Below are 14,201 nucleotides of genomic sequence, written 5' to 3'. Positions count from 1 at the left end.
TCCTATAGAGCTCGGGGCGTTATTGCCGAAGTTCTTCGGCCCACCTCGATCCGTGTACACCGCGCAGACGACAACCGGGAGATGGACATGGGCGACAACACCGCCTTTGCAGGCAGATCGGTACTTGTGACCGGAGGCGGAAGCGGCATCGGATTCGGCATTGCCGGTGCGCTCGCCGGAGCCGGTGCCCACGTCACGATCTGCGGACGAAACAAGGACAAACTCGATGTTGCGGCCAACTCGATTCGTGCCCGCAACGGGTCCGGCTCCGTCACTGCTGTACCCACCGACATAACCGTCGAAGCCGAGGTCATCGCTGCAGTCGCATCCGCGGTCGAGGCAACGGGAACACTCGACGGCGTTGTTGCCTGCGCCGGTGGCAACGAAACCATCGCCCCGGTGACCCAACTCGACGTCGATGCGTGGCGCCGCACGGTAGACCTCAACGTGACCGGCACGATGCTGACGATCAAGCACGGCGCACGTGCCCTCGTCTCCGGAGGCGGTGGTTCCATCGTGGCGATCTCGTCGATCGCGAGCAGCAACACACATCGATGGTTCGGAGCGTACGGCGTGTCGAAATCCGGCGTCGACCATCTCGTACAGTTGGCGGCAGATGAACTGGGTGCCAGCAATATTCGAGTCAATGCGATTCGTCCCGGCCTCACCCGGACCGATCTGGTCGCGCTCATCACCGACGGTGGACCGATTCTCGACGACTACATGGCCAACACTCCCCTCGCACGTGTCGGCGAAGTGGAGGACATCGCAGCACTCGCGACATTCCTCCTCGGACCGGACTCCACGTGGATCACCGGACAGATCATCAACGTCGACGGCGGTCAAATGCTGCGTCGCGGACCGGATTTCCGCTCGATGCTCGAATCCGTGTACGGCGCCGACGGACTCCGCGGGGTGGTGGCATGAGCTATACCATCCTGGGCAAGACCGTCGAGATGCCCGTAGAAGTCCGTACCGCCTCCGCGTTCATGGCGATGTTCTCCGTTCCGAGTGTTACTGCCCAGTCGATCATCAACCACACCGGACTGACCGTTCTGCAATTCCGCCCGGGGCGCGCACTGTGCGGACTGGTATTTGTCGACTACGTGGACGGAGATCTGGGACCGTACAACGAATTCGGCGTGACATACATGGTGCGAAGCCATACCGCCCCACCGGAAATTTCGGTGCTGGGCGACCTTCGTGCGCTCACGTCCGGCACAGCGGGCGCCCTCATCCATGAACTGCCCGTCGACGGCGAGTTCACCAAGGCCGCCGGCCGTGAGATCTGGGGATTCCCGAAGGTGATGGCGGAGTTCGATACCGAGCATGTCGGTTCCGTCAAACGCGGTTCGGTATCTCACGACGGCAAACTCATCGCGCAGTTGAGCGTGAAATCGGGAGTGAGCGTTCCCGGCTCGGGAGCAAACATGTCACTTGCCGCATATTCACATCTCGACGGCATCACCCGCTGTACGTCGTGGGACATGGCTCCCACCGGCGTCAAATCTCGCCCTGGTGGTGCGGAGCTCCAGCTTGGCACCCACCCTATGGCCGCCGAACTACGACGCCTCGGCCTGCCGAAACGAGCTTTGATGACAACCACGATCACCAACCTCGCCATGACATTCGGTGAGGCGACAACCATCTGACGGCGTCTGCCTCATTGCGCGAACGCGTTTGAATGCCCTCCTGCGGTGCCCCTTTGTCGGGGCTCCGCAGGAGGGCTCATCCCCGGGCGCAGACTGCGACCCTCAGGGTGCGACACAGATCCCTCACAAGGGTTGCGCCAATCGATCACTGGGAGCGCAAGGCGTGTCGCAAGTTTTCTATTGTGGAACAGCTTCGGGTGAATCCGTGTGCTCCACTCTGGCATCCGGCCTTTCTCCTCACACGGGTCGAATGACCCATTCGGGTACCTGTTTTCGGGTCGTCGCGCGTCACTACCTTCGCAATCAATGCCGAGGGTTCAACCTGTTTGACGTGTAGCTTTGCCGTAGACCTACCCCGCCAAGCGACGCCGCTCGCACTACGAAAATGATTTCTCACCCGCCCCTGAACTGGCCGAAGACAATAATGCCGCGTGAGAGATCAATAGTTTCTGCGCCATGAACCAGTGGCAACTCGGTCAGTCCGTTTCCTCAGCCCGATCGCGTCAGACCCGCTGCTAACTTTCCCAGGACATGATGGTCCACCCAGAATCCTTCTGGCACAGTTGAATACCCGGCAATACCAGCAAGGCCACCCAATCGGCCATCGTGGAGTTCATCGACCAGTTGCCCTGAAAAACGTGGTACCGGTCGGCTTGGTTCGACTTGTCAAAAATTGGCGTAATCCGCGAAATAGGTATGCCACCGGGTAATTGGGCCGTTGTACGCATGTGGGCGAGGCAACAACCTAGGCGTGACTCACAAATCGTGACCATGAAACCGGAAGGAACTATCGGCACGCTCTCTCTTCACTCGAGAGGCGCTCTGTAACAAAGAAATTGGCCTGACCAATTCGGTCAATGCAAATAATTGTCCACGGATAGCGAGAACTGTTGGCGCACTTGTTGTCAACTCATCTTCAATCGCCTTCCAGCATGGGCGATCTCGTACACCACGCTGCTCAGCAGTTGATCACCGCTGCGTGCCGCGAGATTGCCGACACCGATCAAGGAAAAGATCATGGGAAAACACAAGAAACACCATCGTTCTCACGCCACACGATTCATCACACTCGCTGCCGGAGCAGGCGCTCTGACAGCCATCGCCACCTTCGCCAACACGGGTGTAGCCAGCGCACACGACTGGTCGCAAGTGGCCATGTGCGAGAGTTCGGGAAACTGGAGCATCAACACGGGCAACGGGTTCTACGGCGGACTGCAGTTCACGCAGTCGACGTGGGATGCCTACAAACCAGCCGGTGCACCGGCCCGTGCTGACATGGCGTCGGTCGCGGATCAAGTCGCAGCAGCGGAGGCAACACTCGACGCTCAGGGCATTGGTGCGTGGCCGGTGTGTGGCACACACCTCGGTTGGGGTGGAGTCACCCCTGGTTCGGACAACGTGATTTCATCGACACTGCCTTCTGCCGAAGAAGCCATCCACGTGGCCCCTCTTCATGCTGGTAACAGCTGCAGTTGGGAGTGGCCGGTAGATGGGGTGCTCTCGCAGGGGTTCCACGCCGGACATGATGGAGCGGACTTCGCGGTCAACGTCGGAACGGTCCTCCATGCCCCGACGTCGGGCACGATCTCGGTTGCCGGACCATACGACCCCGGCGGATACGGAACCTACATCCAGCTCGAAGCCGATACCGGCGAGCAGATCCAGATGGGCCACCTCTCCGAAACGTGGGTCGGTGAAGGCGCTCACGTCGAGGCCGGCGACCAAATCGGTGCCACGGGTAATACCGGCAGCTCGACCGGCCCGCATCTGCATCTGCGCATTCACAGCGGCGGCGCCGTCGATCCCCTCGCCTTCCTGAAGTCGACAGGCGCGTGCGATACCGGGGCTAGCGTCACGCCCGGACCGACGTTCGCACCCGCGTTGAATGCTCCGGCACCAGAGCCTGCCACGTCGGCAGTCGGCGACACGGTGACTGTGTCCGAAGGCGATACGCTGTTCGACCTTGCTTCAACGCGAGGGAAGAATTGGCAAGAGGTGTGGGCCATGAATGCGTGGATCACCAATCCCGACCAGATCTTCGTGGGCGATCTGATCAAGTTCTGATGCCGGAAGTCGGCTGCTGCGGGCTCATGCCCGACTGAGCGAACGTACCTTTCGTCGCCTTGGATGCGCCGAAAGGTACGTTCGCTCAGGTGAAGTGGGGTACAGACCCGGACAACCCCGGCACTACCCGACCAGTACGCCGTCCCGCTCGGGAGCCTTCTCCGACCTGTCCATCGACGACGCGAGGAGCAGCACCACCAAACCGACTACGGTGACGGCGGCTCCCATCCAGATCGGGGAGGTGAAGCCGAGCCCAGCGGCAATGGTGAGACCACCGAGCCACGCGCCCAATGCATTTCCGACATTGAACGCGGCGATATTGGCGCCCGATGCCATAGTCGGCGCCTCCGACGCGTAGTTCATGATCCGCATCTGCAGCCCGGGTACCGTCGCAAAACCGAAGGCGCCCATGAAGAACAGTGAGATCACGGTCATGACCTTGCTCTCTGCAGTCGCCGCGAACACGATCAGAACGATGGTCAAGATCGCGAGAATCCAGACCAGCGCCTTCGTCAGCGAACGGTCGGCAGCCTTCCCACCGAGGACGTTGCCGACAAACAGACCGGAACCGAAAAGGATCAGCAACCACGGAACACTGGACGCTGCAAAGCCACTCACCTCGGTGAGAGTGAACGCGATGTACGTGAACGCGCCGAACATTCCGCCGTAGCCGAGAATCGTGATCGCGATCGAGAGCCACACCTGTTTGTTGCGGAAGGCTCCGAGTTCGCCGCGCAGCCCGCCGCCCGCCGTTGGTGCCGGCGTCGTAGGCACCAGAACCGCGATCCCGATCAGCGCGACAATGCCGATGACGGTGATCGCCCAGAATGTCGAGCGCCATCCGAACTGTTGGCCGAGCATCGTGCCGAACGGAACGCCGAGAACATTGGCAATGGTCAACCCGGAGAACATCATTGCGATGGCACCTGCACGCTTGTCCGGTGCGACCATTCCGGCGGCGACCACCGATCCGATGCCGAAGAACGCGCCATGGCACAGGGCCGCAACGATGCGCCCACCCATCATCACCTCGTACGACGGGGCCAGCGCGGACATCAGGTTGCCGATGATGAACAGCACCATCAGCGAGAGTAGGACCTTCTTGCGCTCGAACCGGATGACGGCCGCGGTCACCAGAATTGCACCGATCGCGACGGACAGTGCGTAGCCGGAGATCAGGTAGCCCGCTACGGCTTCGGTGACCTCGAAATCGGCGGAGACCTCGGGCAGCAGGCCCATGATGACAAATTCGGTGAGGCCGATCCCGAACCCGCCCATAGCGAGGGCAATGAGACCCAATGGCATCTCGATGTTCCTTTCACAGATTTACGCGTAAGCCGTTAGCGGGCGTGTGCAGTAGTTGCACGCGCGCTATAAATAGTTGCATGCGCGCGCTACATGCGCAAGCTGGTAACCTGGAGCGGCAGGAATCGGACAAGGAGAATCACATGGGGATCGCCGACGACGCCGTCGAAATCCGTTCGCAAGGGTGGCGCACGCTCGCAGCGCTGCACGGCGCCCTCGACACCGAATTGGAACGCGCTCTCCAGCGTGAGCACAAACTGTCCGTCGTCGAATACACAGTCCTCGACGCGTTGAGCCGCCAAGACGGCTGGCACATGCGCATGGCCCAGCTGGCTCGCGCTGCCGCGCTGAGCAGCAGTGCCACGACGCGATTGGTCAACCGTCTCGAAGATCGTGGACTACTGACCCGAATCCTGTGCGCCGACGACCGTCGAGGCATCTACACCGAGTTGACGCCGGCCGGCCGCGAGCTTCTCGAAAGCGCACGGCCGACGCACGACGCCACCCTCGAAGCCGCACTCGACGAGGCATGCAAGACACCCGAACTCGCGCCGTTGGTGCGGGCGCTCCACGAACTTCCCGTCGGCTAGAACCCTGCCGGAAGCAGGGCACGCTCGTTGATGTCCGCGACCACCTGATCGACAAACACTCCCGCGTCGACGACGGCCCGCTCATCCCGCGCCGGGATCAGAGTGTCGACGGTGCCGCCCCGCACTTCGTTGTCCCCGATCACGGCGACGTACGAATCCCGGTGAGTACGAGCCTCGCGGATGCGGCGTCCCAACGACCCTTCGGACGCAACGGCCACGCGGACATCGCGAGCCTCGAGATCTGCCCGTAGACGCTCGGCCGCATCCTGATGCCGATCGCCGACGGGCAGGATCGAGACCTGGTTGGGCGCCAGCCACGGCGGCATCCGACCTTCGAACCTTTCGATCAAGAGCGCGGTCATACGTTCCATCGAACCCAGCAGGCCTCGATGGATCATCACCGGACGATCCTTGGTTCCGTCCTCCGCTGTGTACTCGAGCCCGAACCGCTCCGGTTGGTTGAAGTCGAGTTGGACGGTCGAGAGTGTTTCTTCGCGGCCGTTCGCATCTCGCACTTGGACGTCGATCTTGGGCCCGTAGAACGCAGCCTCTCCCTTGGCTTCCACGTAGTCGATCGAGCGCGCATTCAGTGCGCTGCGAAGTTGATCCTCGGCGGTGGCCCACTGTTCGTCGGTTCCGAGGTACTGCCCCGCTGCCCCTCCGCTCACTGCCCCTCTGATCGAAAGCCGATATTCCCGTTCGGCAATCCCGAGAGTCGAGTAGCAGTGCTCGATCGCGTCGATCGCAACGATCACTTCGGCTCGAACTTGGTCACGAGTGCAGAAGACGTGTGCGTCGTCGAGATTGATCTGCCTGACGCGGCTCAGTCCGCTGAGAACACCGGAGAGTTCGCTACGGAACATCGAGCCGAGTTCGCGAAGGCGGAAAGGGAGTTCGCGATAACTACGGCCGCGCGCGGCGAATACCTGTGCGTGATGAGGACAGTTAGCAGGACGAAGAAGAAACGATTCCCCACCTATCTGCATTTCGGGGAACATGTCTTCCGAGAACTTGGACCAATGTCCCGATCTCTCGTACAACTCCTTCTTCGCCATCACCGGGGTGTAGACACTGCGACATCCGGACCGAGCAGCTTGCTCGGCCGCGAACTTCTCGAGTTCGCTCCTGATGATCGCGCCGTCCGGCAACCAGAGCGGAAGGCCCGCTCCGACGATGGGGGTGGTGGTGAAAAGTTCCAGCTCGCGTCCGAGTTCGCGGTGGTCAACGCTCATGAGAGCTCTCCAAATCGTTCAAGGGGAGTCGCGCATCGGAGCGAAGAAACAGAACAACCCCGGGGCGATAACTCCCGGGGCGGAAAAGGGTTCGGTCAGCAGGTGCTAATCGATGCGCCGGAAGGAAACCGGCGTCGTCGTGTTGTGCGCAAAGCTGACCATGTACGTCAGGTTACATTAACTTCCGACCCATCGACGGCCCGGATTACCGGGGATCTATGCTGACGCAACTGGGAAGGCGCAGTAGTAGCGAAGGAAACACCCACGAAGAGCGAAGTTTCGGCAATCATGTCCGAACGTGAGGTTCTCGGATATGAGGAGGATGGGCGACGGTGCCGGACCACTTGCTCGAACAGTTGATCACCATTCCTTTGTTCACAGGAATCATCGGGTACATCACCAATTGGTCGGGCGTTCTGATGCTCTTCGCCCCACTCGAATTCCACGGAGTCAGAATTCCGGGCCTCAAGATCCTGTTCCCACTGCTCCCGCGCCGGGTCCAGGTAATCCCGGCGATCACCAGCGACGGCCGCTTCGGTTGGCAAGGAATTGTGCCCTCCCGGGCCGAGAAAATGGCGTCGATCGCAGTGGACAAATCGTTGGCAAAAGTGGGCAGCATCGCCGACTTCTACCGTGAACTCGATCCGGACAGCATCGCCGAACATCTGGTCACCATCTCGCGAAGCGAAGTCCGCGGTGTGGTCACCAGAATCATGACCGCCGAGAATCCTCAGCTCTGGCACAACCTTCCGAACCCGGTGAAAGAAGCTGTTTTCCGGAAGGTCGAGGAAGATCTGCCGGCCAGCGTCCGCACCATCACGGACCGCATCGAAGAGAACATCGACGAATTCATCGACGCCAAACTCATGGTGATCCGGTACCTGTCGTCGCACCCGAAACTACTCAACGACATTTTCCGGACCATGGGAAACAAAGAACTGCGATTCATGCAGAACTTCGGTTTCTACTTCGGGTTTCCGATGGGGTTTGTCCTGGTGGCCGTACTGCACTTCCTGCCGTACTGGTGGATCCTGCCCATCGGCGGCGTCATCATCGGCTACATCGTCAACTACCTCGGAATCACAATGATCTTCGAGCCCATCGCGCCCAGCCGATGGGTGCCGTGGCGGCAAGGTCTTTTCCTCAAACGACGCACCGAGATCATCGAGGGGTACGCAAAAACGCTCGCCGATCACGTCATCACACTCGAGAACATCGGCACAGAACTTCTCGAAGGACCACGCTCGGACCGAACCCGCCGAATGCTCGATCAGGTACTTCGTGAATCCGTCGACGACGCCGTCGGATGGGCACGATCCGTCGTGAAAATGACGGTCGGCTCGCAAAGCTACAAGCGTCTGCCGAGCCTCGCGACAACCGAAGTGCTCGACCTCGTTCCACGAGTATTCGAGGACGCGGCTTTTGCCGAAAGTCAGTCCGAGAAAATCCGGATATTCGTCACGGCGCAAATGAACAAACTGTCACCGGAAGACTTCAGCGAACTGCTGAGATCTGCCGTCAAACAAGATGAATGGTTGTTGTTCGTCCACGGAGCGGTACTCGGCTCGTTGGCCGGTTTCCTGCACCTCGCGATATTCGGAGTATGAGAATGAGTGAGCAGCGCGAAGAACCCACGTATGACTGGGATATCGACACGGGCACCGAAGAATCCGTCGAAAAGCGGTTGATCCGTAGCCTGGTCGGCTTGACCGCCACCACCACACTCACTTCCCTGAAAATAACGGGGTGGGCGTTGGGCACAGCGCGCGAGGCGACGCGGCAGATCGTTGCAGCCGCCGCCGACGCGGCAGCAGAGGCCGCCGAAGCCGCCAACGTTCAACCTTCGACAAAGCGAACGGCAAGTGCCGGGCCCTCCCGATCCGAAAACCTGCGATCGGCCATGCGCGCTCGCCCCACCGGTAAACAGAGCACCGAGGCCATGCTCGCGGCCCTTCGCCAGCGCGGCGACAACCTGCTCGACCGTTCCGCCGACGTCACCGACCGCGACGATCTTCACCCCGCCTACGACCGAATCCTCGACGAGATTGCACCGGACGAAGCACGCATCCTGCGCCTGCTCGCATTGTCGGGCGCACAACCGAGCGTCGACGTCCGGACAGCCCGGCCCTTCGGCGTCGGGTCGGAAATGATCGACGAAGGCCTGTCGATGATCGGCGATCTCGCCGGGTGCCGGCACCTGGATCGCACGAATGCCTACCTCAACAACCTGCACCGACTCGGGCTGGTGTCATTCTCTCGAGAACCTGTCGAAGCGGATCGATATCAGGTCGTCGAAGTCCAGCCCGCGGTGATCGACGCCGTTCGCCGCGCGGGCCGGTCCAACAAGATAGTGCGTCGTAGCATCCTGCTCACGCCGTTCGGTGAGGACTTCTGCCAGACGTGTTTTTCCTTGTAGGGGCTCCGCCCCCTGTGCGCCTTTCCGGCAGTCCCCACTACCAAAAAGGCGCACAGGGGCCGCAGGCCCCTACAGCCAGGTGTCTTCCGTCGTTGTTGTCAGGAACGCCTCGAGATCGTCCCGCCAATGCGCGGGGACGGTCTTGTCCGGTTCGATCCCGGTGTACTGCCCGCGATAGAACAGCAGTGGACGCTCGGTCTTGACCTCACTCATCGACGAGACCCGACCGAAGACCACGAAGTGATCGCCGCCGTCATGGACGGTTTCGACGGTGCAGTCGATGTGCGCGAGCGATTTGTCGATGATCGGTGAACCCAACGGCGACGGTGTCCAGTCGATACCGGCGAACTTGTCCGGCTCACGCGAACCGAAGCGCGCGCATACCGACTGTTGTTCCTCCGCCAACACGTTGACGGCAAACTTTCCGGTCTTCTCGATTGCCGCCCACGACCGAGAACCCTTGGTGGGGCAGAACAACACCAGGGGCGGGTCGAGGGAGAGCGCGGCAAACGACTGACACGCAAAACCCACCGGCACGCCGTCGTCGACGGTCGTGATGATGGTGACACCGGTACAGAACTGGCCCAGGACGGTACGGAACTGCCGCGGGTCGAGTGCAGGGGCACTCACGGCTTCAGTCCGACCGTGAAGTCGTGACCCCACAGACTCACTGCCGTACTTTCCCGCGCGATCCAACTCTCGTCTTCGACCTCGCGTCCCTCACAACCGAATTCGATGTCGAAGCCGCCGGGAGTCTTCATGTAGAACGAGAGCATTTCGTCGTTGACGTGGCGCCCGAGGGTCGCCGACATCTTGACCTTCTTGCGCAGCGCACGGTCAAGGCACAGTCCGACGTCGTCTGAGTTCTCCACCTCGAGCATCAGGTGCACGATGCCCGTCGGATTGGGGAACGGCAGGAACGCCAGGCTGTGGTGACGTGGGTTGCAGCCGAGGAACCTCAGCCACGCCGGATCGCCGTCAGCGGGTCGGCCGACCATTTGCGGTGGCAGACGCATCGAGTCCCGCAGTTTGAATCCGAGGACGTCGCGGTAGAAGCGCAACGACGCGTCGTCGTCATCGGTGGTGAGCACGACGTGTCCGAGCCCCTGCTCCCCCGTGACGAACTTGTGTCCATACGGGCTCACGACGCGTCGATGTTCGAGCGCTACACCGTGAAACACCTCGAGCAAGTTCCCCGAGGTGTCCTCGAACGCAATCAGCTCGACCACGCGACGGTCCTTCAACTGCTCCGACGTGCCCTCCTTGAAGGGAACCCCGGCTGCCGACAACCTGTCACGGATATCCTGCAGCTCAGCCGCATTCGCTGTCTCCCACCCGGAGACGAGCAGACGATCCGACTCGTTCGGAACGATGACCAGACGTGCCGGGAAATCGTCCATGCGAAGGTACAGCGAATCGGGGTCGACGCCCTTGCCCTCGCTCATGCCGAGAACCTTGAGCCCGTACTCGCGCCATGCGCCCATATCGGTGGCCCCGATACGCATGTATGCCAGAGATCGAATACCCATCACTTACCTCCGTCGAGCAAGAAGTCGGTTGCGAGCCGGTTGAATTCGTCGAACTTCTCGAGTTGCGCCCAGTGCCCACAACCACCGAAGACATGCAGTTGCGCGCGCGGAATCATCTTGAGCGCCACCAGTGCGCCGTCGAGCGGGTTGACGCGGTCTTCACGGCCCCAGATCAACAGCACCCGTTGGCGCAGTTTGTACGCCTCGCGCCAGAGCATGCCGAGCTCGAAGTCTCCGCTGGAGAAGGACTTACCCATCGCCTTGGCCGCAGCCAGGGACTCGGGAGTACTGGCTGCGGCAAAACGTTCGTCGACGAGTTCCGGCGTGATCAGCTTCTGATCGAAGACCATGATCCGCAGGAATGCTTCGAGGTTCTCACGTGTGGGCTGGTAGCTGAACTTCCCGAGGTTCTTGACGCCTTCGGTGGGGTCGGGTGCAAAGAGATTGACACTCAGACCGCCTGGCCCCATGAGGACCAGCCGGCCGGCACGGTCCGGGTAGTCGAGCGCAAAGCGAACAGCAGCGCCACCACCGAGCGAATTGCCCAGAAGATCAACGCGACCGGTGATCTCGAGCGTGTCCAGGAGGTCGTTGAGCGCCGACGCACTGTGCACGAAGTACTGCGGATGCTCGGTCGGCTTGTCCGACTGTCCGTAGCCGGGCTGATCGACCGCGATGACGTGAAAGTTCTTCGCCAACACCGGAATGTTGCGGGCAAAGTTCGACCACGACGACGCTCCCGGACCGCCTCCGTGCAGCAGCACGATGGTGCGATCGTTCCCTACCCCGGCTTCGTGGAAATGCAGTTTCAGGTCGGGGCGCACCTGCGCAAAACGCGACGTGGATTCGTAGGTGAACACTTCTTCGGTGGTTGTCACGGACGTCTCCCCTAGACCATCGTGTCGGTGATCGGCAGACCGAACTCGCCTGTTCCGAACATGACGTATGCGCGTTCTGGATCGTTGGCCGCGTGGACGCGTCCGGCGTGAGCGTCGCGCCAGAATCGCTGAATCGGCGTGCCGTTCTGCAGTGCTGTTGCTCCGGAGTTCTCGAAGAGCTTGTCGATGGACGCGATCGCGCGACCGGTGGCCCGGACCTGATCGCGTCGCGCTCGCAGACGCAGTTCCATCGGAACCTCTTCGCCCGCAAGGATCAACGCGTACTCGTCGGCGACATTGCCGGACAGTTGACGCCAGGCTGCATCGATGTCGCTGGATGCCTCGGCGATACGTACCTTCGCAAACGGATCGTCCTTGGACTTCTCGCCGGCAAAGGCTGCGCGAACCCGCTTGCCCTGATGCTCGACGTGCGCTTCGTAAGCGCCGTAAGCCATTCCGACGATCGGGGCCGAAATCGTAGTGGGATGAATGGTGCCCCACGGCATCCGGTAGACGGGAGCGGTGTTGTTCTCGAGTCCGGGAGCAGTCAGTTCGCTCATCGCCCGGAAGCTCAGCACGCGATGGGTCGGAACAAATACATCCTTGACCACAACGGTATTGGAGCCGGTTCCGCGCAGTCCGACCACATTCCAGACGTCGTCGATCTGGTAGTCCTCGCGGGGAATCAGGTAGCTGACAAAATCGACGGCGCGACCGTCCTTGAAGACCGGCCCGCCGAGAACTGCCCACGTTGCATGGTCGCAACCCGATGACCACGCCCACGCGCCGTTGACCTTGTATCCGCCCTCGACTACCTCACCCATACCCATGGGCGCGTAAGAGGACGAGATGCGAACGTCAGAGTCCTTGCCCCACACGTCTTCCTGGGCCTGCTGCGAGAACAGAGCCAGGTGCCAGTTGTGAACGCCGATGATCGAGGAGACCCACCCCGTCGATCCGCAGGCGCTCGCGATCTTTTTGACCGCCGAGTAGAACAGGACCGGATCGGCTTCGTATCCGCCCCACTGCTTCGGCTGCAGTAGACGGAAGAAACCGGTCTCCTGCAATGCCTTGACGGACTCGTCAGGGATACGACGAAGATCCTCGGTCTCCTGCGCCCGCTCACGTAGTGCCGGCAACAATGCGTCGAGCTTCTGCATCACCTCGTGGCTGTCATGGTTACCCACTTCGACGCTCCCGTCTGTCTCGCTCGGATAGTTCACTTACCTTTGAGACTAGAACACGTTCTCTTTTCTGTCGAGATGTCGCAAATCGCGTCATTGAGGGCCGCAATGCTGTAACAAGTGCATCCGAAATCTAGCGAAATCAGAGTTCATTCTATAACGTGTTCTATTAACAGCTAGAAGGGATGTGAGGTCACTATGGCGCAGATTCGCGAGATCGACGTGGGAACGGTGCAGACGCGGTTCGCGCGTGGATGGCATTGCCTGGGTCTTCTGAAGACCTTCAAGGACGGCAAACCGCACGCGATCGAGGCTTTCGGTACCAAGCTCGTGGTGTTCGCCGACAGCAAGGGCGATATCAAAGTCCTCGACGGGTACTGCCGACATATGGGCGGTGACCTCACCCAAGGCGAGGTCAAAGGCGATTCCATCGCGTGCCCGTTCCATGACTGGCGCTGGGGTGGAAACGGAAAGTGCACCGGCATTCCCTACGCCCGCCGCGTGCCCCCGCTCGCCCGCACCCGGGCGTGGCACACACTCGAACAGAACGCTCAGCTCTTCGTCTGGAACGACCCAGAGGGCAATCCTCCGCCCGAGGAAATCGTGATCCCTCGCATCGAGGGCGCGTACAGCGACGAGTGGACAGACTGGACCTGGAACTCCATGGTCATCGAGGGTTCCAACTGCCGCGAGATAATCGACAACGTCGTGGACATGGCGCACTTCTACTACATCCACTACGCCTTCCCGACGTACTTCAAGAACGTCTTCGAAGGTGAGATCGCCACTCAGTACCTCAACACCACGGGCCGTCCCGACATCGGAATGGCATCCCAGTACGGCGGCGATACGCTACTTCGCTCCGAGGCTGCGTATTACGGACCGTCGTACATGGTCAATCCTCTGTGGAACAGCTACAGCGGATACGAGGTCGAAAGCGTCCTGATCAACTGCCACTACCCGATCAGCCCGGATTCATTCGTGCTGCAGTGGGGCGTGACGGTCAAGAAGCCGACGGGCGTCTCCGACGAAATGGCCGACAAGTTGGCCGGCAAGTTCACCGAGGGCATCAGCGAAGGATTCCTTCAGGACGTCGCGATCTGGAAGAACAAGACCAAGATCGAAAATCCACTCCTCTGCGAGGAGGACGGCCCCGTCTACCAGCTACGACGCTGGTACGAGCAGTTCTACGTCGACAAGGCCGACGTCACCGAGAAGATGACGCAGCGCTTCGAGTTCGAAGTGGACACCACCAAGGCCAACGAAGCCTGGCACGCTGAGGTCGAGGAAAACCTCGCCCGTCAGAAGGCCGAGAAGGAAGCCGCTGCAAAGAAGGAAGCAGAGGTCTAGT

At 60.9% G+C, this 14,201-nt stretch carries 13 protein-coding genes; 7 read left to right on the top strand and 6 right to left on the bottom strand.

Annotated features, from left to right (window positions below; translation table 11 throughout):
- Positions 1–87: 87 nt before the first annotated feature.
- The 3 genes from C7T36_RS25110 to C7T36_RS30405 all read left to right on the top strand — a co-directional run bounded on the left by C7T36_RS25110 (position 88) and on the right by C7T36_RS30405 (position 3,716).
- Positions 88–927: an SDR family oxidoreductase gene (locus C7T36_RS25110; RefSeq protein WP_084702952.1), complete on the top strand. Its 840-nt coding sequence runs from the start codon at positions 88–90 to the stop codon at positions 925–927.
- Complete coding sequence (locus tag C7T36_RS25105) at positions 924–1,652, top strand: acetoacetate decarboxylase family protein (RefSeq protein WP_045068498.1); 729 nt, start codon at positions 924–926, stop codon at positions 1,650–1,652. The genes C7T36_RS25110 and C7T36_RS25105 overlap by 4 nt, the downstream gene beginning before the upstream one ends.
- 1,017 nt (positions 1,653–2,669) lie before the next feature.
- Positions 2,670–3,716 (top strand): transglycosylase family protein, encoded by a 1,047-nt coding sequence (locus tag C7T36_RS30405; protein WP_045068494.1) that lies wholly within the window; start codon positions 2,670–2,672, stop codon positions 3,714–3,716.
- Between the two features lie 123 nt (positions 3,717–3,839).
- On the opposite strand, the gene C7T36_RS25095 is transcribed toward C7T36_RS30405, so the two are convergent.
- On the bottom strand, positions 3,840–5,021 hold the full coding sequence (locus C7T36_RS25095; RefSeq protein WP_045068492.1) for an MFS transporter: 1,182 nt from the start codon (positions 5,019–5,021) through the stop codon (positions 3,840–3,842).
- Between the two features lie 143 nt (positions 5,022–5,164).
- Between C7T36_RS25095 and C7T36_RS25090 the strand changes: the two genes are divergently transcribed.
- The gene (locus C7T36_RS25090; protein WP_003945852.1) at positions 5,165–5,611 is read left to right on the top strand and encodes a MarR family winged helix-turn-helix transcriptional regulator; all 447 of its coding nucleotides are present in this window, start codon (positions 5,165–5,167) and stop codon (positions 5,609–5,611) included.
- On the opposite strand, the gene thrS is transcribed toward C7T36_RS25090, so the two are convergent.
- Positions 5,608–6,843, bottom strand: a complete 1,236-nt coding sequence (gene thrS, locus C7T36_RS25085; RefSeq protein WP_045068489.1) for a threonine--tRNA ligase — start codon at positions 6,841–6,843, stop codon at positions 5,608–5,610. The genes C7T36_RS25090 and thrS overlap by 4 nt on opposite strands.
- 332 nt (positions 6,844–7,175) lie before the next feature.
- Here thrS and C7T36_RS25080 point away from each other — a divergent pair, with 332 nt between their 5' ends.
- Both C7T36_RS25080 and C7T36_RS30670 read left to right on the top strand, forming a co-directional pair.
- Complete coding sequence (locus C7T36_RS25080; RefSeq protein WP_033232453.1) at positions 7,176–8,450, top strand: hypothetical protein; 1,275 nt, start codon at positions 7,176–7,178, stop codon at positions 8,448–8,450.
- 2 nt (positions 8,451–8,452) lie between these two features.
- Positions 8,453–9,259 carry an Abi-alpha family protein gene (locus C7T36_RS30670; protein ID WP_045068486.1) on the top strand — a complete coding sequence of 269 codons (807 nt, stop codon included), beginning with the start codon at positions 8,453–8,455 and terminating at the stop codon, positions 9,257–9,259.
- A gap of 69 nt (positions 9,260–9,328) precedes the next feature.
- On the opposite strand, the gene hsaB is transcribed toward C7T36_RS30670, so the two are convergent.
- The 4 genes from hsaB to hsaA are packed head-to-tail and all read right to left on the bottom strand — an operon-like array spanning position 9,329 to position 12,853.
- Positions 9,329–9,889: a 3-hydroxy-9,10-secoandrosta-1,3,5(10)-triene-9,17-dione monooxygenase reductase subunit gene (gene hsaB / locus C7T36_RS25070; RefSeq protein ID WP_033232457.1), complete on the bottom strand. Its 561-nt coding sequence runs from the start codon at positions 9,887–9,889 to the stop codon at positions 9,329–9,331.
- Positions 9,886–10,788 carry an iron-dependent extradiol dioxygenase HsaC gene (gene hsaC, locus C7T36_RS25065; RefSeq protein WP_045068484.1) on the bottom strand — a complete coding sequence of 301 codons (903 nt, stop codon included), beginning with the start codon at positions 10,786–10,788 and terminating at the stop codon, positions 9,886–9,888. Before hsaC ends, hsaB begins: the two co-directional genes overlap by 4 nt.
- Positions 10,788–11,666 carry a 4,5:9,10-diseco-3-hydroxy-5,9,17-trioxoandrosta-1(10),2-diene-4-oate hydrolase gene (gene hsaD, locus C7T36_RS25060; RefSeq protein WP_033232461.1) on the bottom strand — a complete coding sequence of 293 codons (879 nt, stop codon included), beginning with the start codon at positions 11,664–11,666 and terminating at the stop codon, positions 10,788–10,790. The genes hsaC and hsaD overlap by 1 nt, the downstream gene beginning before the upstream one ends.
- Positions 11,667–11,677: 11 nt before the next feature.
- Complete coding sequence (hsaA, locus tag C7T36_RS25055) at positions 11,678–12,853, bottom strand: 3-hydroxy-9,10-secoandrosta-1,3,5(10)-triene-9,17-dione monooxygenase oxygenase subunit (RefSeq protein ID WP_045069644.1); 1,176 nt, start codon at positions 12,851–12,853, stop codon at positions 11,678–11,680.
- Between the two features lie 195 nt (positions 12,854–13,048).
- Here hsaA and C7T36_RS25050 point away from each other — a divergent pair, with 195 nt between their 5' ends.
- The gene (locus C7T36_RS25050; RefSeq protein ID WP_033232463.1) at positions 13,049–14,200 is read left to right on the top strand and encodes a Rieske 2Fe-2S domain-containing protein; all 1,152 of its coding nucleotides are present in this window, start codon (positions 13,049–13,051) and stop codon (positions 14,198–14,200) included.
- The last annotated feature ends 1 nt before the right edge of the window (position 14,201 follow it).

Source organism: Rhodococcus sp. AD45-ID, assembly GCF_003023755.1.
In the GTDB taxonomy this organism is placed as follows: domain Bacteria; phylum Actinomycetota; class Actinomycetes; order Mycobacteriales; family Mycobacteriaceae; genus Rhodococcus_F; species Rhodococcus_F globerula.
This window is presented reverse-complemented; position numbering and strand designations above follow the sequence as displayed.